This is a genomic window from Winogradskyella tangerina (assembly GCF_003260205.1).
In the GTDB taxonomy this organism is placed as follows: Bacteria; Bacteroidota; Bacteroidia; order Flavobacteriales; family Flavobacteriaceae; genus Winogradskyella; species Winogradskyella tangerina.
Genome location: NZ_QERF01000001.1, coordinates 336,484 through 362,035 on the forward strand (window position 1 = coordinate 336,484; position 25,552 = coordinate 362,035).

Annotated in this window: 15 protein-coding genes; 1 reads left to right on the top strand and 14 read right to left on the bottom strand. The window is 37.6% G+C overall.

What is annotated here, in order from left to right; translation table 11 throughout:
* The 6 genes from DDY94_RS01540 to DDY94_RS01565 all read right to left on the bottom strand — a co-directional run bounded on the left by DDY94_RS01540 (position 1) and on the right by DDY94_RS01565 (position 9,032).
* Positions 1–3,678, bottom strand: coding sequence for a metallophosphoesterase (locus DDY94_RS01540; RefSeq protein ID WP_111682260.1), 3,678 nt, complete (start codon positions 3,676–3,678; stop codon positions 1–3).
* 131 nt (positions 3,679–3,809) lie between these two features.
* A complete protein-coding gene (locus DDY94_RS01545; RefSeq protein ID WP_111682261.1) occupies positions 3,810–4,751 on the bottom strand; it encodes an L-histidine N(alpha)-methyltransferase in 942 nt (313 codons plus the stop codon).
* 1 nt (position 4,752) lies between these two features.
* A complete protein-coding gene (egtB, locus tag DDY94_RS01550; RefSeq protein WP_232817795.1) occupies positions 4,753–5,919 on the bottom strand; it encodes an ergothioneine biosynthesis protein EgtB in 1,167 nt (388 codons plus the stop codon).
* A gap of 2 nt (positions 5,920–5,921) precedes the next feature.
* On the bottom strand, positions 5,922–7,145 hold the full coding sequence (locus DDY94_RS01555; RefSeq protein WP_111682262.1) for a bifunctional alpha/beta hydrolase/OsmC family protein: 1,224 nt from the start codon (positions 7,143–7,145) through the stop codon (positions 5,922–5,924).
* 24 nt (positions 7,146–7,169) lie between these two features.
* Complete coding sequence (locus tag DDY94_RS01560; RefSeq protein ID WP_198658899.1) at positions 7,170–7,451, bottom strand: DUF427 domain-containing protein; 282 nt, start codon at positions 7,449–7,451, stop codon at positions 7,170–7,172.
* Between the two features lie 18 nt (positions 7,452–7,469).
* Entirely contained in the window at positions 7,470–9,032 is a 1,563-nt protein-coding gene (locus DDY94_RS01565) for a protein adenylyltransferase SelO (protein ID WP_111682264.1), read from the bottom strand.
* Between the two features lie 172 nt (positions 9,033–9,204).
* On the opposite strand from DDY94_RS01565, the gene DDY94_RS01570 reads away from it, so the two are divergent.
* Positions 9,205–10,434 carry a Pycsar system effector family protein gene (locus DDY94_RS01570; RefSeq protein ID WP_111682265.1) on the top strand — a complete coding sequence of 410 codons (1,230 nt, stop codon included), beginning with the start codon at positions 9,205–9,207 and terminating at the stop codon, positions 10,432–10,434.
* Here the strand turns inward: DDY94_RS01570 and DDY94_RS01575 are convergent.
* The 8 genes from DDY94_RS01575 to DDY94_RS01610 all read right to left on the bottom strand — a co-directional run bounded on the left by DDY94_RS01575 (position 10,431) and on the right by DDY94_RS01610 (position 25,514).
* Complete coding sequence (locus DDY94_RS01575) at positions 10,431–12,803, bottom strand: GAF domain-containing protein (protein WP_111682266.1); 2,373 nt, start codon at positions 12,801–12,803, stop codon at positions 10,431–10,433. The genes DDY94_RS01570 and DDY94_RS01575 overlap by 4 nt on opposite strands.
* A 99-nt stretch (positions 12,804–12,902) precedes the next feature.
* Positions 12,903–15,032 (bottom strand): glycoside hydrolase family 97 protein, encoded by a 2,130-nt coding sequence (locus tag DDY94_RS01580; RefSeq protein ID WP_111682267.1) that lies wholly within the window; start codon positions 15,030–15,032, stop codon positions 12,903–12,905.
* Positions 15,033–15,034: 2 nt separating this feature from the next.
* On the bottom strand, positions 15,035–16,720 hold the full coding sequence (locus DDY94_RS01585; protein WP_111682268.1) for an alpha-amylase family glycosyl hydrolase: 1,686 nt from the start codon (positions 16,718–16,720) through the stop codon (positions 15,035–15,037).
* Between the two features lie 9 nt (positions 16,721–16,729).
* Positions 16,730–18,148, bottom strand: coding sequence for an alpha-amylase family glycosyl hydrolase (locus DDY94_RS01590; RefSeq protein WP_111682269.1), 1,419 nt, complete (start codon positions 18,146–18,148; stop codon positions 16,730–16,732).
* Position 18,149: 1 nt separating this feature from the next.
* Positions 18,150–20,042, bottom strand: coding sequence for an alpha-amylase family glycosyl hydrolase (locus DDY94_RS01595; protein ID WP_111682270.1), 1,893 nt, complete (start codon positions 20,040–20,042; stop codon positions 18,150–18,152).
* 43 nt (positions 20,043–20,085) lie between these two features.
* Positions 20,086–22,518: a TIM-barrel domain-containing protein gene (locus DDY94_RS01600; RefSeq protein WP_111682271.1), complete on the bottom strand. Its 2,433-nt coding sequence runs from the start codon at positions 22,516–22,518 to the stop codon at positions 20,086–20,088.
* 57 nt (positions 22,519–22,575) lie between these two features.
* Positions 22,576–23,556 carry an alpha/beta hydrolase gene (locus tag DDY94_RS01605; RefSeq protein ID WP_111682272.1) on the bottom strand — a complete coding sequence of 327 codons (981 nt, stop codon included), beginning with the start codon at positions 23,554–23,556 and terminating at the stop codon, positions 22,576–22,578.
* Between the two features lie 2 nt (positions 23,557–23,558).
* Positions 23,559–25,514, bottom strand: coding sequence for a glycoside hydrolase family 13 protein (locus tag DDY94_RS01610; protein WP_111682273.1), 1,956 nt, complete (start codon positions 25,512–25,514; stop codon positions 23,559–23,561).
* Positions 25,515–25,552 lie beyond the last annotated feature (38 nt).

The following is a 25,552-nucleotide window of genomic DNA, read 5'->3' on the forward strand; positions in this document are numbered from 1 at the left end:
TTAGAATCCAAAACCAAATTGCACAGCCAATCGCAGGCCATCGCTACTATTGAAAGCCGAAATATTAGCCGTCATCATTTGCGCCATATTCATAAAAAGACCACCACCGAAGGAATTATTCCATTTATCAGAGTTGTCGTTCTCAATCCATACACGACCATAATCTACACCGCCGTAAACTCCAATATGAATTGGAAGTAATCCTGTTTTTAAGCTACCGAAATTCCAACGAACATCTGTCGACTGAGAAAAGGCTGTTTTACCAGTAAAACGCTGAAATCTATAACCCCTTAATCCTGTTCTAGCACCTAATGTTGCACCCTGGTAAAATTCGAAACCGTCGCCGAGATTAACGTGACCTCTCAAATTGGTGGCAAGCACCAACTGACCACTTGGGACTAGTTTGTAATCGAAGCCTAATTCAGGAATAATGTAACCAAAACCTTTTGTGGTATCTACATTATTTCTGTAACCAACGTGTAAAGTCGTTTGGAATCCTAGGGTAGGAAAAGCATCGTCATCTTTATTTACGAATTGGTATCTGGCATCAACACCATAAAAATCTTGCATATCAAAAACTGCAGCATCTTCTGGAAGAGACTCAATAAATCGCCCTGCAGTACGCTCAACTTCATTACTTTCATAGGTGATTCCTAGCTTAAATACACCGCCAGCTTTACCGCGCCAAATTAAGGATGGCGTAAATCTTAAGGTTCTAATCTTAACCCGATTAAAATCCCTATCTACATCCAGACCGTCGTCTTCATCAGCTTCAGGATTCGGAGTTTCGTTTCCAAATCCGAAGAAGTTAACCGCAAAATTTGGACTATTGAAATGGGCATCTATTCCGAAATTCACATTTCTAAAAATATTGGCAAATTCGCCATTATAGTTAAAATCAAAACCGCTTGTTGCAAAATAGTAAGCCGCAGAAAATTTATGCTGTGATGTAAACGGATTGCGTTCAAATCCGTAATTCGTTAAAACCGTATTTGCACCAATTCTGAGACCATCATCTGGGTTCGCGCCTAAACTTGGCAAGATCTGAACCGTATTGTTCTTTAGTTTTTTATAATTGTAAACATTAGTTCTGTAGGTGTCTGAGAATTTTTTGTGCCCTTTGTTGGTCACCACAGTACTCTTTTTCGATTTGTAATCGTAATAGGTAACACGTTTACCATTTTTAATGTTGTAAGTGTCGTTGTTTTGACCACCAACCAGTCTCACCTTAATGAGTTGATTTCCGTCTCCATAAACTTCAAAAACATCATCGTCGTCTAAGGCATAGATCCATATTTCTTTGGTTTCGTCGTGAGTGTACGTGCGTTCATGGAAAATGTCTGATTTTTTTCCGCCTTTTATTCTGTAGGCAGTAACTTTTGTTTTTCCGTCTGGAAGGCGTTCTACATCAAACCAATCATCTTTGTTGGTCCCTTTGATTACCGCAAATTTATTAATTAATGCAAAGTAGCGGTCAGAAATCTTCTGAAGGTTTCCGCGTCTGGCCTTCATGGTTTTCTTAATCTCCTCGATAGTTTCATCGCGTACCTCATCAGGAATATTCAAAAATGCTTTCTCAATGATTTCATCAGTCATATTCTCTTGAATATATCTCACTTGTGCATCCCAAACATCCTTTCCTGATTGGGCAATAATTTCCATATCTAAGGGATAAGGCTCTACATTAATTCCTTTTACATCTTCAAGATCTTCAGAGTATTTACGTAATAAACGAGCCGTTGGAATAAGTTTTACCGCTGTACCCAAAAGGAATCCGTCAGACATCCTAGAAAAAGCCTGATCACGGTCTCGCGGCATTGGTCTGTATACTTTCTTACCATTCTCTTTGAATTCTATCCAACGCCATTGATCTTGGTGTCTATCCCAATCGCCAATGAGCATATCAAAGAGTCTTGCCTTAATATAAGCCGCCTCATCAACAACAATATCCTCGTCTTTATGAATCCTCTCCATCATATCGTTGGTACTGATGAGCTCGTCTTGATAACCAAAACTCGCCTGATCACTGTGGCCTTCAGAAGTGTGCTCCTCGATCATGTAAAGCTCATCCCCAAAATCTTCATTATACTTGCCCAAAGCCTCTTGTTTCGGCACATAATAAAGTACCGGATTGGTGTGATAAACGCCTATGGCATCGGCCAAATCACCAACTACAAAAGGTGCATAAGGATGCGCACCTGTGAATACATCAAGAATAAGGGCTTCTGTTTCAGTGTCATCGAATTGACCTTCAATATATTGGTCTTTAAAAATTACGGCCTGTAAGTATTGTAGTGCTTGTTTCCTAAGGGCTCGCATCACATATTGGGCGCCATTCTTGTCTTCTAGACGTAAAGATTTAGATTGATTTCCACCGCCTTTACGTACAGGTTTCAAACCGCCAAATAAAGTATCGAGCATCACATTTGGTGCTTTAACTTTAGTGCTGTAATATTTTCTGAATCGATCGCCCCATAAAAACTTTCCGAAGCCACTGATATTAGTTTCATCTTCAGAATAAACAGATGCTGTTGTATGCGATGGGATATTAGTTTTGAAATCTTTATTATAAGTTCCGTTGTATTCTGGAAATACTTCAGACTCAAATACAATTTTATCGTCATCAGCAGAATAAAAAGACACATGAGACGACCCATCTTCGTGAACAACTAATGTTGCATAACCCTGAGCGCCATATCCAAAAACACCACCACCAGTATTTCTTACTGCCGTTCTTTTAGAACCAGACCCTGACACAATTTGGTGTAAATTATCTTCTATAATGTACTGCAAGTTATGATCGTGACCCGAAACAAAAATGACCTTTTCATTTTCTTGAGCCAGTGTTACGATACGTTTCTTCAGGTCATTGTACCTCGGATTTTGAAGATCAACATTGGCAACTCCACTTGTTTTTCTAATAAAGTTTTTAATAGTTCCTAAAACTGGCAAGGGCTTCATATGGCTACCAAATGAATACTGCCCTCCATGAGATCCATTGGTGTACATTGGGTGATGCAGTGCGACAATAGTTGTCTTCCCTCTAGCCTTTTTTATAAGACTATTAAATTCATCTAAAAAGTCGGCACGCGTTTTTATATCACAGTCATCATTAATTGTAGGATGCTTATCCCAATTGGTGATATACCAATGCGAATCAATTAAAATTAATTCGATATCGTCTGCAACATGAATTTTATCTATTGGACAACCATCCTCTGGCAAAAAAGTATCTTTACCTAAAGCATCTTCAACTAATTTTTCTTGACGCTTTAACCCCTTAACTCCAGAATACCAATCGTGATTTCCAGGAATGAAAACCGATTCTCCTTTGAAATTTTTCACCGCATCAATTTGTGCTTGCAGTCTATGTTTGGCCAATGCGTATTCAGCAGAAGATTCGTCAGGTATACCGCGCTCATAAACGTTATCACCCAGAAAAACTGCAGTACTGTTTTTGTCGGCTTTCTCTAATTCAGCTTTAAACGCTGTAATCGCTTTAGAGCTATCACCAAGATCTGAATTCCCTGCATCGCCAAGCAAATAAAACGTGTGTTTTACCTTTTTTTGTGGTGGTGATTGCTGAGTTGCATCATCAGCATATTGTGCTTTGTAGGTGGCACATGAATTAATAATAAAAATTAGGGCAATAAATGAGAGTGTGTGTTTGAACTTCATTTGTCGGTCAGTTAAATAGCTATTAAAGTTACACTTTTTAACTTATGTTGCAAAAAAAGTCTTACACCAACTAGTCAGACAGTCTAGATTTGGAACTAATTCAAAAAGATTCAAGAAGAAATTATTTCTAATTAGCCCTTCTCCCAAAGACTATCAGCAAAATAGTGTTTGCAATCTAAAAAATTCGCTACCATTTTGTAACTAGAAACATCAGCCATAGCTTCAATTTCAAAAAGACTGTATTTTTTTGAAAGCTCAGTCCAGATCAGTTCGTTATAATCGAAACTAATAGACGTATTCAATTTCTTCAAAAGGACATCCTGACGTCTTAAACTCACAATGTAACTTCTAACTTCGCCATTAAGAGGATTATAGTGGCAATAGAAATCAAAATCATCAATTTTAAAATCCGCATCTAGCTCTCGATTAATACGCAGAAGAAGATTCAAATTAAACCGCTTAGTGATGCCATGTTTATCGTAATAGGCATTATGAATGGTAATTGGGTTTTTCTTCAGATCGAAACCTACCAAAAGCTTGTCGCCCATCTTCATGTTCTGATTAAATAATCGCAGTAATTCTATAGCACTAGCCTCTTGATAGTTTCCGATATTACTTCCCAAGAACAAAAGCAAACTCGGATAATCACTTTTTTTATTTTGCTTTAGAATTTTGAAATAATCACCGACTTTTGGCTTGATTTTTATTCCTGGTAGTCGGTTGAGGAGTCGTTCTGTTAAGGCATCGATGGCCTCCTGTGAAATGTCTATTGGCACGTAATTGAAGTTGATGCCATTTTCTGTTAGATATTCTAACAATTTGAATGTTTTAAATCCATCTCCAGCACCGAGCTCAACTATATTGAAGGGTTGTGAAAAATGCAGAGCCTCGACTATCTGTTTCGATTGCATGGATAGAATTTCAAACTCAGCATCCGTTAAATAGTACTCAGGCATATTCATGATCTCCTGAAAGATGCGACTGCCATTATCATCATAAAAATATTTGGAGGATAGGTGTTTGTTTTCAGCCGTTAAGCCTTTAAGCACGTCTTGTGCAAATGTGTCTGTCATTCTATTTTGCGAGTCTAATTCCTGAAAATTGCCATCTGTTATCTGGTGCGAAGAAGTTTCTGTAGGTTGGCCTGCAATGCCCTTGAGGTGATGCAGCAGATGCACCTCGCATTACCATTGTATTCACCATAAATTTACCGTTATACTCACCAATAGCACCTTCAGCCTTAGTGTAATTTGGATATGGCAGATATGCGCTATTGGCCCATTCCCAAAGCTGACCATAATCAAAATATTTGGAAGCCACTTCCCATTCGAACTCTGTAGGCAAACGCATATCCTTCCATTGTGCAAAGGCAAATGCCTCGTAAAAGGAAATATGACTTACAGGACGATCTGGTTCAATAGCCTTATAACCGCTGAGGGTATAATACATCCATTTATTACTCACCTTGTACCAATACATTGGCTGAGTGATGTCGTTGTTGGTAATCCAGTCCCAACCGTCAGCATGCCATAAATTGAAGTCTCTATAACCACCAGCTTCAATAAAATCTATGTATTCTGCGTTTGTCACTAATCGATTTGAAATCTCGAAATCGTGAAGGTAAACTTTGTGATGCCCTAATTCATTATCCCAACAAAAACAATCTTCATTATGGCCAATTTCGTAAACACCTTCTTCTATTTTGATGAATTGCTGATTGGGATTTTCTGGATGAAGTTTAACATCAAAATCTAAGGTGGGAAATGAGATCTGATGCCCTAAAATGTATTTGATATCATAAATCAGTAACTCCTGATGTTGTTGTTCGTGCTGAAGGCCAATTTCAATAACATGGTAAATCTCAGTTTCTATTTCGCCTTCTAGAAATTGAGCCATATTTTTATTCACATGAGCTCTATAGTCAAGGACATCTTTAAACGTTGGCCTGGTCATTAAACCTCTGTTGGCGCGTAAAACACGCTCACCGACATTATTATAATAACTATTGAAGTAATAGCCGAAATCTTTATTAAAGATTTTATAATCAGATTTATTTTTGGTGAGTACAAACTCTTCAAAAAACCAAGTGGTGTGTGCTAAATGCCATTTTGGAGGTGATACAAAATCAACGGGTTGTACCGATACATCCTCAGAATTTAAGGATAGACAAATTTGTTCGGTTCGATTTCTAATATTCAGAAAACGTTCTGAAGTTATAGGTTTAGCTAAGGCAATTTGCACTATTAATCTTGTATTATTTGAGTTTCGAAAATCACTTCACTTTCGATGGTTCTATGCACGGGACAGCGTGAAGCTATTTCCTTTAGTCGCTCTTTCTGACTAGCATCTAAGTTACCAACAAATTTTAGTTTTTTACTAATATGATCTAAGTATTTTGGTTTTTCAACATCTACTTGTAAATCATCACTATGTTTTCTGGAATGCGATAAATAAACGAATACTTCTCTCAGATCCCATTTTTTCCGTTCTGCATACATCTTCAAGGTCATTGCCGTGCATGCTGCCAGTGATGCATTGAGATACTCGTAAGGTGAAGGACCGAAATCGCTACCGCCAATACTTTCTGGCTCATCTGCGATGAGCGTATGATTTTTAGTTTGAATTGACGTCGTAAAATTATCTTCAACAATATTTAGATGCCCTACCAATTGTTCACCTTCCGTATTCAGCATTATATTTTCAACTTTTGGAAAATAGCGTTTTGCCCATGTACCGATTACTTCACCAACATACTGACTGTCTTTCTCCTGAGTTAATAAATGATCGGCATTATCTAAGGTTATGAAACTTTTCGGGTGAAAGGCTGTTTTATATAATTGCTCAGCATTTTCAATACCAACGATCTTATCAAAAGGCGAATGCATTATAAGTAAAGGTTTGCGCAATCCTTTTACAATTGCTGGGAGATCGGTATTATCAAATTCTGAAATAAAATCTTTATTTATTTTGAAAGGCCTTCCACCGATATTTATTTCGGCTTCTCCTTTTTCTTCAACCTCATCAATTCCATGTGAAAATAAGTGTTTAACATGCGTAACTGTAGCAGGTGCTCCCACCGTTGCTACAGCTTTGACGGCATCTAATTTTGAAGCTGCAACGAGTACAGCAGCGCCTCCTAATGAATGTCCAACCAATAAACTTGGAGCATCGTAATGCTCAGTCATATAAGCATGAACATCTAATAGATCATCCACATTTGCAGAGAAATGACTATCGGCAAATTCGCCTTCGCTTCGTCCTAGTCCTGTAAAATCAAAACGCACCACAGCAAAACCATCCTGAGTTAGCGATCTACTAACATGTCTAACGGCGCTTAAACTACTGCTACACGTAAAACAGTGCGCAAAGATTGCGTAGTAATTAGGTTTCTGATTGGCTGGTAACTCTAGATGCGCATTTAGCGTGAGACCTTTACGGTTGGTGATTTTTAGCTTTTGAGACTTCATATTACGTCTGAAATTTTGTTTGATCTAATTTTCAACTTGTACCCCTCGCCAAAAAGCAACATAATTTTTTATGCCCTTTGCCAATTCTGAAACCTCAGGATAGAACCACGCAGCATCGGTGTTTTGCTTGCCATCAACTTCAATAGTATAATATGAGGCCGTGCCTTTCCATGGGCAAACCGTATGCGTATCGCTTGGCTTGAAAAATTCTTTGTTAATACTATCGTGTGGGAAATAATGATTTCCTTCAATAACGACAGTCTCATTACTTTCTGCAATGACCTTATTGTTCCAAATAGCTTTCATTATAATTTCAAATTAGTTTTATGAACTGCAAGACAACATAGAGCAGCCTACTTTATGGCGTGCCCATTCTGGTCGTTTAGCAAACCACTTTTTATATTTTGGTTGCTCGTCGTAGGGTTTTTTGAGTAATTCAAAAAGTTCCTCAATTAAACTATTATCGCCATCTTCAGCCTTATCAATGGCTAATTGTGCCATATAATTTCTGAGCACATATTTTGGGTTGACCAAATTCATTTGAGTCTTACGCTCATTGTCAGTTAGTTCTTCTTTTCGTAATCTTTGGTCGTAAGAACTAAACCAAACTTTCCATTGCTCTTCAATGGCATCTGAAATTTCTTCTGAACTATAAAATGCTTCTTCAACTAATTTTAATCCTGAATCCACATCACCGATCTTATAGTTTGATAATAGTCTGAAAAATATCGTCATATCCGTTTCAGACAACAACAAACAATCTTCAAGATCTTTAATTAAATGAATATCATTAGTATCTTCAACCATAAGCCCTAATTTAGATCGCATCATTGCTAAGGACTTAGATTCAAAATCGGTTTGGTATTGATTCAAAACTTTTTCAAAAGGCTCAGCTTCTTCTAATAATGGATAGAGCGCGTTCGCGAGTTGCAACAAATTCCAAAGACCAATATTGGGTTGATTTCCGTAACGGTAGCGTTTATTTTGGCGATCGGTTGTGTTTGGTGTCCAGCCAAAATCAAAACCTTCAAGCCAGCCATAAGGTCCATAATCTATGGTCAATCCTAAAACAGACATGTTATCGGTATTCATAACACCATGCACGAAACCGACACGTTGCCAATGGATGATCATTTCAAGTGTTCTATTGGCAACCTCTTCAAACAGCTTTATATAGGTGTCTTTTGAAGGTTCACCCAGCTCTGGGTAGAAATACTTCAACGTGTAATCTGCAAGCTTTTTCAAATTCTGAAAATCTTGTCGGGCTGCGAATAATTCGAAATTTCCAAATCGTATAAAAGTCGGTGCAACACGACAAACGATAGCGCCTGTTTCGTATGCCGCATTACCATCATAGAGCATATCTCTTAAAACTTGATCTCCAGATGTCATCAAACTTAGAGCTCTGGTTGTGGGCACACCAAGATGAAACATGGCCTCACTGCACAAATATTCGCGTATAGACGAGCGTAAAACAGCTAAGCCGTCACCTTGCCTTGAGTATGGAGTTTCCCCGGCACCTTTCAATTGTAATGCCCAACGCTGTCCGTTGTGCATAACTTCAAATAAATTGATGGCCCGTCCGTCTCCTAATTGGCCAGCCCAATTTCCGAATTGATGACCAGCATAAGCCATAGCAAAGGGCTTGGTGTTGGCGTAAACTTCGGTTCCGGAGAAAATATTAAGAAACGCTTTGGATTTGATATCATTTTCATCCAATCCGATCGTATGAGCCATTTCAGAAGATGCATGCAATAGTTCTGGTTTAGTTGGAACTTTTGGCACCACAAACGAATACATGGCCTCAAAAACTTTTCGTCTTGAATTCTCCATGTTAGAATCTGATGGCAATTCTTTGTTAAATGTGTCGTTAATACTTAATTTCATGGAAATAACCGATGAACTTTTTAAAAGGTAATTTTTGGCTAATGATTACGTCTAAGTCTTAAGTCGGAAAACAGACTAAAACCTTGCTAACTCCTGTTATTGGCTAAGTTACCAATTTAGGAATTGAAAAAGGTTATAAATTATTCTTAAATTACGCTCACATAATTGACATATGGAACATATAATTCTTGAAGCTGAGAAATTTGTAACGTCTCATTTAAACGATCATTTAGACGCCTCTTTTGTATATCATAATTTGGCCCATACCCAGCGTGTGGTGAGCAAAGTAAAAGAACTGATCGAGGAAAGTGATCTTAGTGCTATTGAAAAACAACAGCTTGTTATTGCCGCATGGTTTCATGATTCTGGATTCACAAAAACTATAGATGGGCACGAAAAAGAAGGTGCTCGGATTGCTTCTGAATTTTTAAAATCTCAAGAGGTTTCAGACGAAAATATAAAAGCCATAGCCAATCTTATCTTGGCTACTGAAATGTCTTATGAGCCAAAAACTGAATCTGAAGGATTTATCCGTGATGCGGATTGTGCACACTTATCGAGTAAGAATTACGGAAACTATGCAGCGCTTTTGCGCAAAGAATGGGAACTCACACTTGGTAAGAAAGTCTCTAAAGCAGAATGGCTACAAGAAAATATAAAGTTTTTAACCAGTCATAGTTTTCATACGGCGCTAGCGACAAGTAAATGGGAAAAGCGTAAAGGAAAGAATTTAGCTAATCTTCTTCAAGATCAGAATAAAGTTAAAACAAATACCGAAAAGCTAAAGCAGAAAAAAGCAGAACTCAACTTTAAAAAAGAGAAATTAGATCTCCCTGATCGTGGTATTGAAACCATGTTTAGGGTGGCCTTGAGAAATCACATAACACTGAGTGATATTGCGGACACGAAGGCGAATATTTTACTTTCGGTAAACGCAATTATAATCTCATTGGTGCTCTCTAATTTGGTATCTAAATTAGATAATCCATCAAATTATTACCTTATATGGCCAACTGCGATATTTGCACTTGCCACTGTAGTTTCGATTATTTTATCTGTACTCGCAACACGTCCGAATGTAACCAGCGGAAAATTCACAAAAGAGGATGTAGCCAACAAAAAAGTTAACCTTTTATTTTTTGGTAATTTCCATAAAATGAGCCTTCAAGAATTTGAATGGGCCATGCAAGAAATGATGAAAGACAAAGAATACTTATACGGTTCGCTTACTAAGGATCTCTATTTTCTCGGATTAGTATTGAATAGAAAGTACGGCCTGCTTAGACTGACTTACACCGTTTTTGCGGTTGGTATAATAGTAAGTGTTATAGCCTTTGCTATTGCATTTCAATTTTCGGGTACAGAAACAGTGGTAACGGATCTTCTGGAAACTGCTAGTTAAGACTTGATTTCTTTCATTAAATCGTCGTAAGTATAAAATGCCTTGTCATCTTTATCCTTGTGATAAAGTACACTTACGCGTATTGCTTTAAGCCCGGTTACAGCTTGAAGATCTTCTAATTCAACAATCTCAACATCGTCATCTAAATATTTCTTAGACTGCAAGAATTTGACGTATCTTAAATATTCTATTTCATCCTCTTTTTGAGAATACACAATACTAATTTTACCCTTTTGTGTAACACGTTCGTTAGTTCCTTTAATGGCAGCTTTATCAACACGCTTTTTTACAATTTCGTATCGGGCATTATAAGTACCATCGACATCAAAGTGTTTTTCATCCATTCTAAAACTAATCGTTAAAGGTTGATTAAACACTAAGATCATAGAAGCTACGTCTAAGGCTACTGGGAATTGCGATTGCATTTGGTAATAGGCATTTTCCATTTCTACCATAACTTGCAATTGCCATAGTCTGAGGTTGTATAGATAAATTGGATTGAAACTATCTTCTTTCGTAATTGACTCACCTATGTACATGTTGTGCTCCACACCGTCCGTTTTAAAACGTTCAAAATAGTGTGGATACATTTGCTGTGCTTCAACTTGTTTTTGGTCTAAAAGCATTGCCATTTCACGGTTGATCAAGGCAATAGTATCATCGTAATTCTTACGGTGATGATATAATACATTCAATTCGTCATTTATACTATTGAAGTAATCGTCGATCAATGGTTTTAATTCCTCGTTATCGGCAAGGTGATTCAAAACCGATTCTACATCATCCTTTAAAAATGCTGAAATCTGATGTTCACTATCAACTTTAAAAACGTCAGCCAAACCAGAGAGGTATTCATCTATTTGAAATACATACTGGTCATAAATTGGTAATTCTTCCAATTTTGAAGCTGTTTCAAAAATATTTTTAACCGTAGTTAATTGCATAGTAAGATCTTCCTTTGTTGCCCAGTTTCTGGCATCAGAAGAACCTTTTATATCTATTTGTCCGTATAGTGGATATATGTTTTCGAAGGCAATTTTATTGAAGGATGGTTCCTTGCCATTCAATTGATCTTTGATAAAATTTCGGGCTTCTTTTTCAAACCTCCAATGAACACTCGGATGAATTGAAGTACATTCTTTTTGAATAATCGCCTCAACGAGATTTTCCTCATCGTTTTTTGAGCGTTCTACTGCCGAAACAATAAACGGCATTACATCAATTAATTTGTTGGCATTTATGCTGTTTAAGACTTTGGGCTCTTTTGAAACGATTTCTAAAATACCCATGAGTCCATTTTCATTTGCAATTGGTGCAAAAATTGCACTTTTATAGCCTTGATCGTGTAAGACCTTCACATGAGGTGCCTTGCCCTTTGAATATTTATAAGCCTTATCTACATCAGAAACCGAAAAGTAAGCTTTTTCACTCAGCAATTTATTATAAGACCACTCACATAGGGCATCACCGCAAGACAAGTTATCTTCTTCGTTGAGTAAGAAACTGTTCATACCTACACCATAAACACGCTCAAACATGCTTTCTTCTTCGTTGTAAATTGAAAAGCCAATCTCTAAATTTTTGAATCCGAACAACGATCTGAAAATCTCATAGAAACTTTCCATGAAACTCGCATCTTTTCTTTTATCCTCACCAATAAGTGAAGATTTTATATTTGAAATGGACTGATCATCGGTAACATCAAAAATGTTAGAAATAATAAAGCCTTTAAATTCATAAGAATTCGGCGGGAATTTTTCTTTCCAGAGATCTATGTTTTCGAAATTATCTAAAAGCTCATCAAAGTCTTCCTGCGTAATTGGTTTTGCTCCTTTGCGGGCATTGATCTCCATAAAATCTGCATTGTACAGAATTTTATAATAGCGCATGATACCGTTTGCATCTAGGATTTCATAGAAAAAAGGTCGCTTAAAATTGAGATCATAACCATAACACGCCTTTAGGATAATAGCGCAGGCTATAATATACGTTTGATCCTCTGGCATATTCTTTACCTTTAACTCAAATTCTGGACCCACGTTTTTTAAGATCGAATCGAATCGTTCTGAAGTCTTAAAAATGTGATTTTGAAAAGGTACGGTCGCAACTTTAATCTCATTACGAGTTAACAACGGATTGAAAGAATCGTGTAAAATATTATCGATTTCAGACTTGTGGGTTTCTAACAAAGCTAAATCGCTAAAGCCTTCTCGTAATACCGGAATATCTTCTGCAATCTTTAAAACGCGCTCAGCATTAGCGGAAACAAATCCATTAGCTGAAGATCTAAGTTTTTCGTATTCATTAAATAGTTTATTAAAACTAACTTTAATGATAAATGGTGATTCTATTTGGTCGTTAATATCCATAATAACACGCGGTTACAATTGCAAAGTTAAGAATATTTAAAGTAGTCGCTATTTACTAGACTACCTTACACCAAATTTGTTACCCGAAATATGTTAAAATTATCTTTTAATTAAACTGATTGCAAAACCACCACCCTCAGCTAAATCAATGTTCAATTTTGAAGTAGAATTCAGGTCGATTTTTTCTATAGAAATGTCTAAAGGATTGTTGTTCCAGTGGGCATTATCACCGTCCTTATAAATTTTTGCTTCATAGGTAACATCAGTCTCAAGGAAATCGAAATTGATTTCAAAGGTTCTTGAATTCTCATCGGTAATTCCTCCGACAAACCAATTTCCGGTTCCGCGCTCTTTTCGAGCTATGGTTACATAATCACCGACTTCACCGTTTAGGACCTTACTCTCTTCCCAATCTACACCAACATCTTTTATGAATTGCAGTGGCTCTGGATTGGCCTCGTAATGCTTTACCAAGTCTGCAGCCATTTGCACCGGACTATAAATAACCACATACAAGGCTAGCTGTTGTGCCAAGGTGGTGTTCACCTGATTGTCCTTTCGGTATTCATCGAATTTGATATTAAAAATTCCCGGAGTAAAATCTATTGGTCCGGCTAGCATTCTTGTAAAGGCAACTATTGGTAGATGTTCTGGTGGGTTTCCACCGTCACCAGCCCAAGCATTGAACTCCTGACCTCTTAGGCCTTCACGAGAAATAATATTAGGATAAGTACGTCGTAAACCCGTAGCCTTAATCGGTTCGTGGGCGTTGACGGCAACCTCATATTCAGCTGCTTTTATCGCAGCATTATTATATTGATTGACCATGTATTGCCCGTGATGGTATTCACCTTTCGGAATAATTTTACCCACATAGCCAGACTTCACAGCGTGCATTCCATACTGTTGCATTAAAGCATAAGCTGTGTCTTGCTGTTTCTCATAGGTCTGTGTTGCTGCTGAAGTTTCGTGATGCATAATGATCTCAACACCTTTCGCCTTAGCATAGCTTGTAACTTCATCAAGATCATAATCAGGATAAGGAGTTACAAAATCGAAAACCCCTTCACGGTCTTCAAAACCTATCCAACGTTCCCAACCAGTATTCCAACCTTCTACTAAAACGCCTTTGATGTTATTCCTAGCTGAAAAATCAATGAAATTCTTTACGTTTTCTGTGGTTGCGCCATGTTTTCCGTGCGCTTTACCAGTATCGGTCCATTTGCCATCTACCATTTCCATTCCGTAATCCCAAGAGGATTTTCCTAAGTGCATTTCCCACCAAACACCTGTATACTTCATTGGTGTGAACCACGAAACATCGCCAAGTTTATTCGGTTCGTTAAGATTAACGATTAGATCAGATTCTATGAGATCGGGTGCATTATCCGCAATTTGAATGGTACGCCAAGGGGTTGAAAAAGGCAGGCTTCGTTTTACTTTATACGCCGTGTTTTCAGAGCCTACTAAATTACTCTTCAAATTTAAATTCATGGTATCCACCTTGAGTGTCATCCCTGAATAATCTACCAATGCTGCCTCATGAAAACTTAGATGTAATCCGTTCATACCAACCATTGTAACTGGTGTATTCACGGCATTTTCAGGAATATAGGTTTGCGCTAAATTCGTTTTTGGGATATACGATTTGGCATCGATTTCAGATAGTTTAGTTGTGCTATATAAATGCTCGTAAATATCCCAATCTCCAGGAATCCAGAACGTTTTATAATCCTCGGTGAGGTTGAATTCGGTGTGCTCGTCTTTAATTAAGGCCTCGGTCCAGTTATTTTGTTCTGGGAAATGGTATCTAAAACCAACACCATCATTATAAATCTTGAATGTGATTTCTAATTTTCTTTGTGCTTCTATGCTGTCATTTTCCTTTAACCGAATTTTTAATGAAGTTCCCTGATTTTCAACCTTCAGCTTTTCGCCCCAAGGCATTTCCCAGTCATCCTTGAAGGTTTGAATATTGGCCTCTTCAATTACTAAGCCTGATTTTAATGCATTCGCATTTGTAAATTCCATGCCCAAATAAGAAGTGTCAACAATGATCTCATTTTTATAGCTGACCACATAAAATGGTTTTCCCTCGGTATCGACATTAAAATCTACTTTGATGTTTTTATCTGGTGAATAGGCTTCAAGGATAATACCCTCAGTTTTTGTGTTCTTGCATGACAACAAACACAAACACAATACAAATGCGATTAGACTAGCTTTCATAATTATTTCTTTTCTAATAGAACAACTTCAAAGTCGGAATTAATAATAGCCTTCCCTTCAGAAACTGTAATATCCTGACCAGAATACGCATCGTGTATGATGTCTCCATTTTCAAAAACTTTAGAAACATCTAGAGTTTTTTCACCTTTATTCAACTCTAATCCTATTACAACAAAATCCTTGTAATCTCCTTTTTGAAGACTTCTATAAAAGATATATGGTTTCTGGGTAATCATTTGATGAACACCTGCACCTACAGCAGGATGCTTGGCTCTAAACTGACCAAGTTTTTGCCAATGTGCTAAAACTGCTTTAGTCTCATCATTTGCTTCGATATCCTCCCAATTCATAAATGAACGGAGTGTTGCATCGCCTACAGCATCTTCAATCACCAAAGAGCGTGCAGTTTCGTCCCCGTAATAGACCTGTGAAGTTCCTGGAGATAATAATAACCTATTTGCTGTTTCAAAAGGTTTTTCGCGAGATGCATCAAATGGACTTCCATCATCATGAGAGCTCAAATAATTCAAGGTACCAAAGTCTTTAAGATCACCCGATAGATGCTCGTGGTACTTTTTAAACATCTCCTCATAATTCAACTGTTTGGCGTTCCATTTAAATTCAAAATTGATTAAACTTTGAAAACTCGGCGGATCGAAATAGTTGACCTTCTTATCCCCAAAATCGAAAAGCTGACCGCCGCTGATCCCATAGTTGTAAACTTCACCAACTAAGTAAAAGTCATTAGCATCCATAACCTTATCAGGGTTATTCTTTTTGAATTCAGCAAATGCATAATCACATTCCACTTTAAACTCTTGCCATACAAATTCTTCCGTGTGTTTTACAGTATCTACACGATAGCCGTCAACACCAAATTCGGTAATGTAATCGGTAAGCCACTTCATAATGTAAAAACGTGGTGCACGTGGATGACCTGTTCTTTCGAAAAATTCATCGAGCTCTTTCACCTCTTGCTCGTAGCGTCCTTCAGCCTTCCATTTTTCAACCAATTGAGGCGGTAATTCTACATTGTCATTACTTTCGGTTCTAATATCCGGAAGATTGGCAACAAGTGTACAACCAATGGTATTTTCATAGGTATCATACGAGCATTGTTTGTCTGTTCGAACCCAATCATTTGGCCAAACCGGATCTTTGTCAGTAACAGGACCTGTGTGATTGATAACTGCATCTAATACTATTCTGATACCTTTAGCGTGCGCTTCTTTTACAAGTTCGTGCAGATCTTCTTTGGTACCGTAATTAGGATCGATCTTAGTCCAATCTTTAGCCCAATACCCATGGAAACCATAAGTAACTCCGGTTCCTTCATCGGTACCGCCATGAATTTGCTCTACGATCGGCGTCATCCAAATGGCATTGATGCCCAGATCGGTAAAATAGCCTTCTTTAACTTTTTGGGTAATACCCTTTATATCTCCACCTTCAAAACCACGAAGTTTACCAGTTTCCTTTGTTCTATCAAAATTAATATCATTTGTAGTATCGCCATTATTGAAACGATCTGTCAATAAAAAATATAGGTTTGCGCCTTCCCAAATAAATGGTGCTTCGTTAACACTTGTTGGTTCAACAACGTTGGCTTTGATCTCTTCTTGTGATGGGTTATTTTTACAATTAGTGAGCATAAAGCATACTATTAGTAAGGTAAGAACTGGTTTCATGTATAAGGTTTATTTTTTTATTAAGATTAAAAATTCCCAAGGCTTTATTGAAAATTCGTCTGTAGTTAATTTTGCTTCATTGTCGGATAGGTAATCTTTGTACATACCTTCGGCATCTGGAATGGAAACTTTGTTATCGTTATCTGAAAAATTACCAACAAATACAATAGTCTCATCGTTTTTAGTGCGTTCAAAGATTAAGACTTCATCATCTGAACCTAATCGATTATAGGTCGCTGAATTCTTACCGCCATGTAAGGCTGAATTCGAGCTTTTTAGCTCTCCTAACTTTTGAAGTAATGTCCATGCATCTCCTTTTTCTTTTGGAATAGAATCTTTCTCAAAGAATTTCAAACGATGATTCAAACCGTATTCTTGACCGCTGTAGATCAATGGCATTCCTGGTTTTAGATAGTAAAGAGCAGTGAATAATTCGTTCTTATCACCCATGCGTTCTTTAATGGTACCATTCCAAGAGTTTTCATCGTGATTGGTGATAAAGTTCATTAAGATATCGTCTTCATCATAATCCTTTTTGATCTTGTTCATATAAGCATCAAAATCAGAAACAGACTTTTCGCCCTTAGCCATACCATTCATGGTATGATGACCATCCCAAGCATAAGCCATATCGAATAAGTCACCATCTAACAGCTCTGGTTCCCAAGCTTCAGCTAACATGAACAGATTCTTTTCACTACGCAATTGTGGAATAGCTGTTTCCCAGAAATCGAGTGGCACAGAACCTGCAACATCACATCTAAATCCGTCTACACCTTCTTCCTTTACCCAATACATCATATCTTCAATCATTTCCTTACGCATGTCTTGATTGTCGTAATTAAGATCGGCCACGTCCGTCCAGTCAGTTCCTTCAGGATGGATTACTTCTCCAGAATCATTTTGTGTGTAATATTCTGGGTGCTCTTTTAACCATTCATGATCCCATCCTGTATGATTTGGCACCCAGTCTAAAATGACATAAATTCCATTTTCGTGAGCGGTTTGCACCAACTCTCTAAAGTCTTCTTTAGTACCAAATTCAGGATTAATTTCGGTATAATCGGTAATGGCATAATAACTTCCAAGATATTTTGATCGCTCTTCTTCAGGAAAATCAGAAGCAAATTTACCACCTGTTGCCTTACGCTTGGTTTCAGAAATAGGAAACACCGGCATTAACCAAATGACCTTCACACCCAATTCTTTTAATTCTGGGATATCTTTTGTGAATGCATCAAATGTGCCTTCAGGTGAATACTGACGGATATTGGCCTCATAGATGATGGCGCTCTCCATCATTTCTTTTGAAACAGGCTCGATCTTAGCGATGACTGTTTGCTCTTCCGTGACTTCAGATTCTTTTTTTTCTGATTTACAACTCACCAAAAGAGTGATCGCAAATAGTGTGAAGATTAATTTTTTCATGTTACTTTATTTTAAGTATGAATGATTCTAAAGGTTTAATATCAATACGCACTTGCGCTTTGCCGTCTTCAACTTTTAGAGTAGAGATATAGGTATTATAGAGCTGATCTTCTAGTTGGTATTCGCCATCTTCAAGATTCAGTTTTTTAACCAGATCTTCGGGTAATTGCAATTCAAAGCCATAAGTGTTTTCAGCATTAAAGTTTGAAACAATAAGTAATTGCTCATCGGCTGACCAACGCACAAAACTCAAAACTTTGTCGTTGTACCATTCTGTATTTTGCTGATTAAACGCATGAACGTCTTGGTATTCGCCCATCAACGCTGAGCTGTTTATTGTGAAATTCAATAGACGCTTATAGAAATCTCTAAGCTCTAATTCTTCTTTGGTTGACTGGCCACCATCAAATTTTTTATCGTTCACCCATCTTACCATACTTGGTACTGAACCGTAGTCGAAAATTGAAGTCCGGGTAGGATCACCAAACCCTAAATCCTCCTCGCCTGGTTCACCAAATTCTTGTCCGAAGTAGACCATAGTTGGCGCTGTAGTCGACGTTGCGGAGACTACCATAGCTGGCTTTCCTTTTAAGGCATCGCCTGCAAAATCTGGGCTAGCAATTCGCTGCTCATCATGGTTTTCGAGGAAATGAAGCATATGGTGTTCTATATCACTTAATTCATCTAAAATTGGAGGAATATTATCTGTTTTTCCATGGCCTTGCATTACATGTTTTAGGGTATCATATAACTGAACTTTGTCATAGAGATAGTCCATTTTTCCTTTCTTTATATAATCGCGATACAGATGTGGCTGGTATACTTCAGCCAAAAGAAATGCATCAGGATTAGCTATTTTTATGTGGGAGTTCATGTAGCTCCAAAATTCAACAGGTACCATTTCAGCCATATCAAATCGGAATCCATCAACGCCTTTGGCCGTCCAGTATAAAGCGATATCCTTGAATTTAATCCAGGAACTTGGTACCGTTTTATCTTTCCAGAACTCGAAATGTGCTTTGTAGTCTTCATTTTCAAAACCTTCAGGTAATTCGTCAAAATCTTTATTTCCGTCTGGGTCGATGCCATAATTTACTTTCACAGTTTCGTACCAGTCGCCCATATTTGGTTGTGATGCTCTAGACCCGTTACCTGTCCATTTTGCAGGAACCTCTTCAAACTTAGAATCTGCGAGCGGATGTTGCTCGCCTCCCAAAGGTAGATATCCATTTTGCCAAACTGGCACTTGAAAGGGCTCACCAGGATTATAATAGAAATTATTATTTACATGATAGGTCACCGATTTATCATCTTCAGCACCGAAATCAGTAGTGCCTTCCGGATTGGTGAGACTTTGATAATTTCTGGCAACATGATTAGGTACAATATCTATAAGAACTTTCAAACCGGCTTTATGAGTACGTTCAATTAAAGCCTCAAACTCTTGAAGTCTGTTATCTACATTTTCAGCCAGATCTGGGTTCACATTATAGTAATCCTTCACGGCATATGGCGAACCCGCACGTCCTTTAACGATGTCTGGATCATCATTAGATATGCCATATTTCGTATAATCCGTAATCACATCATGATGTGGCACACCTGTATACCAGATGTGTGTGACGCCAAGATCTTTGATTTCAGAAAGGGCCTTGTCCGTGAAATCGTTGAACTTACCAACGCCGTTCTCCTCGAGTGTACCCCATGGCTTATTGTTGGTATTTGTATTTCCGAATAATCTTGTAAAAACCTGATAAACAACTTCCTTTTTCTTCATTTTTGATTTCATTTCTTCAGTTTGAACAGAATCATTGACCTTATCTTTTGGATCATTTTTACACGAAACCACAACGATAAGAAGTATTGTAATTATGGCTGTAAATTTATTTTTCATGTCAATTATTTCTATGTGGCTATAATAATTAGCAAACATTCTACTATTTGAGCTTAATACGCACACAGGTTTCTTTTGAAGTGTCCCACGTTAGATTTAGCGTTAAGACGTTATCATTTTTAGAATAGTTTCCATCAATCTCTTCCTTTCCGAATTTAATTCGTTTAGGCTCATTTTTAATATTGAAAATAATGAGATCAATAGTTTTAGTTTCAGCATTATAATTCTTAGCCGTTTCGGCTTCAAATTCAATTTCTAGCCAACGTCCTTTCGCTTCGGCTTCAAACTCTAAAATTTGATATTGTTCTTTTTCAACAGGATTTACCGTTTTTCCGTCATCAAAATAATAAGCGCGCTCAGATTCCTCAACAGATTCATGGTGAACATAAAAAAGTTGTATTCTCGAATCATCATAATCCTTAGACGACTGAACTAAATTCGGCGCTGTAAATGGAATAAACGCTCCTGCTCTAAAATAAACAGGAATAAAATCTTCGTCTAAATTTACGGTTGCTGTTTGTCCACCATCAAAGAATTTTTCATTTCCTAAATCGTACCAATGGGAGCCATTAGGAAAATAAACGTCTTGTTCCTTTTTGGCTGCTTCCAAGACTGGAGACACTAAAATATCCTTTCCCCATAGATAGGTTTTTGAATATTCATATAGATCAGCATTATTTGGTTCTTCAAAAAACAAGGGACGCATTAAAGGTGTACCATTTTTATGGTTTTCATACATCAAATTATAGTTGTAAGGCAACATTCTATAACGCAACCTAATCGCATCTTGTGCTAATTTCTTTGCTTTTTCACTTCTAAACACTGGCTCACTAGGCACGTCCTCTTGTGCATGTGGTCTAAATATGGGTTGAAAAACACCGTACTGTAACCAACGTGCATAAAGTTCGTCGTCGAGGTTGGCACCAGCAAATCCACCCAAGTCGCTGTGCATATAGGCGATGCCCTGCATTCCCATTTGAAGGGATATTTCGGGCTGTGGTTGCAGACCTCCCCAACTGCGACTAACATCGCCGGTCCATGGCACCATTCCGTAGCGCTGAGACCCAGAGTAGCCAGCACGCATTAAAATGAAAGGTCTTAGGTTAGGTTTTGCTTCTAGACTGGCTTCTTGCACTAGTCTTGCCCAATCATGACCATAGATATTATGAACCTCATCCGCAGAACCTGTTTCGTGTTGCACCCAACCAGGATGCACTTCGGGTTCGCCCAAGTCTCCCCAAAATCCGGTTACGCCTTTATTCGCCAAATCTTTGTAAATATCCTTAAACCAATTAAAGCCTTCCTTCTTGTAAATGTCTACGATTCCTGTGTTTCCAAAATAGAAATCATAGCGTGCAGGGTTACCAACACTGTCTTTGGCTAAAATGTTCTTTTCAACAGCCTCATTCCAACGTTTAGAAGTTGTTAAAATAAAGGGCTCGGTAATCAGTACGGTTTCAACATTTTTTTGTCTTAAATCTGAAATCATCTGGTCTGGATCTGGGAATGAATCTCTAAAGAATTCGAGATTACCCATGGTGCCTTTAATTTCTTTTCCAAACCAATAAAGGTCTAGGATAATAGCGTCCACAGGAATTTCTTCGTCTTGAAATTTCTTTATGGTATTTATGGTTTCGTCTTGTGAGTGATACCCAAAACGACTTGAAAAATTACCCAATGCCCAACGTGGTAACATGGGCTGTTTACCTGTTAGATCGGTATAATTATTTATGAGATCGTACCATGAATCTCCAACGACAATTTGATAAGTTTTTCGGCCCGATATTGTTTCGTAAGTAAGTGTATTGTTTTTTTTACTGTCTAAATCTAAATAACCAATTCGTGCATTATCGAAATGGATCATGTATTTTTTTGATGATAGCACAATGGGCATGGTGTAATTCATCAATTCACTATGTGTTTGGTAACCATAGTGCGCCCTATTGAATAATGGCAACCGATAACCACGGCGATTCATTCCTAAAGCTCTTGCGCCTCCTCCATATAAAACTTCGTCGGCAGTAATATTAAACTCGATCTTTTCAGTTTCGTCAGCGACAATATTACCCTGAACTAACTCCATGGGTTCGTGCGCACTTTTAAAGTAACCGCGCTTTTCAGAAATTATAGATTCTCCGTTGTACGTATATTTTATTTGGAAGGGTTCTGTTGTAATTGTTACCTTTAGAACATCACTACCGAAACTTATGTCCTTACCCTTGTATTTATAGGATGTTTTAATTTTTTCTGGTTGCATTATTACGGCATGCGAATCTGTATCTAAGTCTTCACCATTAGGGATAAACGTTGTTTGAAGAATCTCTTTCGAAAAAAACTGAAACTCATATCTCCCATCATTGGTCGTTACTGAAAACAGCCCACCTTCTTCATTATGAGATTTATAAATTCGATCTGCATTCTGTGCATTAATCGACACTACAAGTAGCAGTGCTATGTAAAGAAAAGTTTGTTTCATTTTAAAATTTTAAAGACCCCACAGATTCACCATACCCACGGGGTCTAAGATTAGCTATTAATCTTTACCTAATAAGAATACCAAAGGTTCATCGAGTCTTTGATTCCATGAATTTTCTGAATGATCGGTATCCTCGAAAAATATATTTTTTGAATCGGCTTCAGTATACCCTTTAGCTTCAAGAATTTCATCAACTCTAGGGGCATGTTGCGGGTAATATTGATCTAGTGTTTTGTTGCCATAATCAAAGTAGGCCTTATGTTTTCCCGCTTGCGGAAACTTCACAGACATATATTTGAAAATAGCATCTGGATAAGGATTATTAGACTGAGGTCTTGCACCAACCCAATGTGTAGATAAACAAGCTGCACCTCCAAATACATCTGGATATTCAGATATCGCGTACATCGACATTAAGCCTCCCATACTAGAGCCCATAACAAAGGTATTGGACTGATCAGTATGAACTGAGTACTGCCCGTCTATTAGTGGTTTTAGCTCTTCAACAATGAATTTCAAATAGTTATCACCATTGAGGTCAAAATCCTTCTTCCCTGCAATATCTGCCAATGATTCTTTGGTGTACTGATCGATATAATCAAAAGCTTTTTGTGGAAATAGATCTTGCCAACGTATATCTGAAATATTGTGGATGGCAACTACTATAAAATCCTTGGTTTTACCTTCAGACATTAATTGACTTGCCCATTCGTCTACCTTCCATTCTTGTTTATTCCAAGTAGTTTCGGCATCAAATAACATTTGCCCATCGTGCATGTAGAGTACTGCATATTTCTTGTCTTCGGAATAGTTATCCGGTAGCCAAACATCTACAGGTCTTGACGTGATATATTTTGAAGGCAGACTGTCTAATCTAGCGAGCTTTCCACTGGCTAACTTCGCCGTATTCACTGGCACGAAATTATGTGCCAATTCTGAAGTTTTTGCTTCTATACTAACATCCGTTTCTTCTGTTTTTTCATTCTTGCATGAACTAAGAATCAGGCAACAACAAATAACCAATACTAATTTTTTCATACTTAAAGTTTTGTAGTTAGTATGGTAACACCTTTAGAATCTAAATCCATCACCTCACCCCATTTTATAGTTTCACCAGTAATAATATTTTTAAGTGTTTTTCCTTTCAGACCCATCTCTTTTTGATAATTAAGATCGATCGTAATAATTTCTTCGTTCTTATTCAGAATTAAAACTACGGTCTCGTCACCTAAAGTTCTGTACATAAAATACGTCCCAACAAAAGGCGCAAAATGAACGGTTTTACCCTCGTGAATTGCCTTACTATTTTTTCTATAATTGAAGAGTTTTGAGATAAACGATTGCATATCTTTTTGCTCATCTGTTAGACCTTCACCGGTGAATGCATTTACGGCATCACCTTGCCAGCCACCAGGGAAATCTGTTCTAATTAGACCGTGATCTCCAGGTTTCTCAAAATCGTTCATCAAAATTTCAGTACCGTAATACATTTGAAAAATTCTAGGCATCATGGCGTAGGTTGCCATCGCCATTTTAGTATTCTCGATATCGCCATTCAATTGTGTGAAAATACGGCTCATATCATGGTTATCTGGAAATACCATAATATCCTTTGGGCTTGGATAATGGAAATCATTTGCAAGACCTTCATAGATCTTTACTAATCCTTTATCCCAAGATTCCGGCTCGTTTAATGCTTCAACAACTTTTCGTTGCATTGCAAAATCCATTGTTGATCTCAAATTTGAGTCATAGCCATCCTTATTGTTTGCACCTTCTTGCCAGTACCCTATCAATAATGGATTATAACTCCATTCTTCTCCAACAATGCTAAAGTTTGGGTATTCCGTCATAATGGCTCCGGCCCAATCAGACATAAATTGTTTATCTGGATAAGGATAAGTGTCTTGACGAATGCCATCTAGCTGGGCGGTTTCGATCCACCAAATACTATTCTGAATAATATATTTCGCCATAAAAGGATTGCGCTGATTTAAATCGGGCATTGTTGCAACAAACCAACCTTCGTTGTTACCCTTACGATCTGCTTCGGAAGCGTATATATCTTGATTAGTGGTACGTCTATGATTAGAGTTTATGGTGTATTCATTACCCCAATTCTCAATATTGTCTTCATAATTCTCCTGAAGGTTTAGCCAATCTTTAAATGGCAGATCTTTCATCCACCAATGGTACAGACCACAATGATTTGCTACTTGGTCCATTATCAGCTTCATTCCCTTTTCTTTCAGTTTTGCTGAAAGAGCCTTGTACTCTTGAAGCGTCCCAAATCTAGGATCAATCTGATACAAATCTGTGACGGCATAGCCATGATAAGACCCTTGCTTCATATCGTTGGTTAGCAATGGCTGAGGCCATAACGCTGTAAATCCTAGATCGTGGATGTAATCTATGTGGTTAGTAACACCTACTATATCACCGCCATGTCTTGCGTAATCATCATCTCTGTTTATTGTGCGCTCTTGCAACTGGGAACCACTCTCAATTTCTAATGGAGAATCATTTTCTGTGTTGCCATTAACAAAGCGATCTGGTGTAATGAGATAGATGGCATCAGAACTATTAAAACCAACGTAATCTTCTGGAGATTTCAAACGTTCTTTGAGTTCGTAAGTTTGCGTTAACTCAGATCCATCCTCTTTCTTAAAAATGATATTGAATTTTCCTGCCTTAGCGTTTTCTGAAATCTGAAGATCTAAAAACAAGTAATTAGGACTATCAGCCTTGTGGGCTTCAACCAACTTAATGCCTGAATGTGATATTTCAGGAGTAGTGGCTCCAATATTTTCATGCCTTACTAAAAGTTGAAGATCTTTATTTTCAAAACCAACCCACCAATATGGTGGTTCAATTTTTTCAATGTCGTTGACTTCAGCAACGGGTTCATCTGAAGTACCATTAGTATTTGACGACTGCTCTTTACAAGACATCAAAAAAACTAATAGAAATGCTGTTATTGTTCTAATTGTATTCATACTACTATGATTTTAATGTTCTTGATTTGGAGCAATCA

What these genes read in the sequence shown, in the direction of transcription:
- DDY94_RS01540 (WP_111682260.1), bottom strand. Translation starts at nt 3,678, where the DNA reads ATGAAGTTCAAACACACACTCTCATTTATTGCCCTAATTTTTATTATT.
- DDY94_RS01545 (WP_111682261.1), bottom strand. Translation starts at nt 4,751, where the DNA reads ATGACAGACACATTTGCACAAGACGTGCTTAAAGGCTTAACGGCTGAA.
- DDY94_RS01555 (WP_111682262.1), bottom strand. Translation starts at nt 7,145, where the DNA reads ATGAAGTCTCAAAAGCTAAAAATCACCAACCGTAAAGGTCTCACGCTA.
- DDY94_RS01560 (WP_198658899.1), bottom strand. Translation starts at nt 7,451, where the DNA reads ATGAAAGCTATTTGGAACAATAAGGTCATTGCAGAAAGTAATGAGACT.
- DDY94_RS01565 (WP_111682264.1), bottom strand. Translation starts at nt 9,032, where the DNA reads ATGAAATTAAGTATTAACGACACATTTAACAAAGAATTGCCATCAGAT.
- DDY94_RS01570 (WP_111682265.1), top strand. Translation starts at nt 9,205, where the DNA reads ATGGAACATATAATTCTTGAAGCTGAGAAATTTGTAACGTCTCATTTA.
- DDY94_RS01575 (WP_111682266.1), bottom strand. Translation starts at nt 12,803, where the DNA reads ATGGATATTAACGACCAAATAGAATCACCATTTATCATTAAAGTTAGT.
- DDY94_RS01580 (WP_111682267.1), bottom strand. Translation starts at nt 15,032, where the DNA reads ATGAAAGCTAGTCTAATCGCATTTGTATTGTGTTTGTGTTTGTTGTCA.
- DDY94_RS01585 (WP_111682268.1), bottom strand. Translation starts at nt 16,720, where the DNA reads ATGAAACCAGTTCTTACCTTACTAATAGTATGCTTTATGCTCACTAAT.
- DDY94_RS01590 (WP_111682269.1), bottom strand. Translation starts at nt 18,148, where the DNA reads ATGAAAAAATTAATCTTCACACTATTTGCGATCACTCTTTTGGTGAGT.
- DDY94_RS01595 (WP_111682270.1), bottom strand. Translation starts at nt 20,042, where the DNA reads ATGAAAAATAAATTTACAGCCATAATTACAATACTTCTTATCGTTGTG.
- DDY94_RS01600 (WP_111682271.1), bottom strand. Translation starts at nt 22,518, where the DNA reads ATGAAACAAACTTTTCTTTACATAGCACTGCTACTTGTAGTGTCGATT.
- DDY94_RS01605 (WP_111682272.1), bottom strand. Translation starts at nt 23,556, where the DNA reads ATGAAAAAATTAGTATTGGTTATTTGTTGTTGCCTGATTCTTAGTTCA.
- DDY94_RS01610 (WP_111682273.1), bottom strand. Translation starts at nt 25,514, where the DNA reads ATGAATACAATTAGAACAATAACAGCATTTCTATTAGTTTTTTTGATG.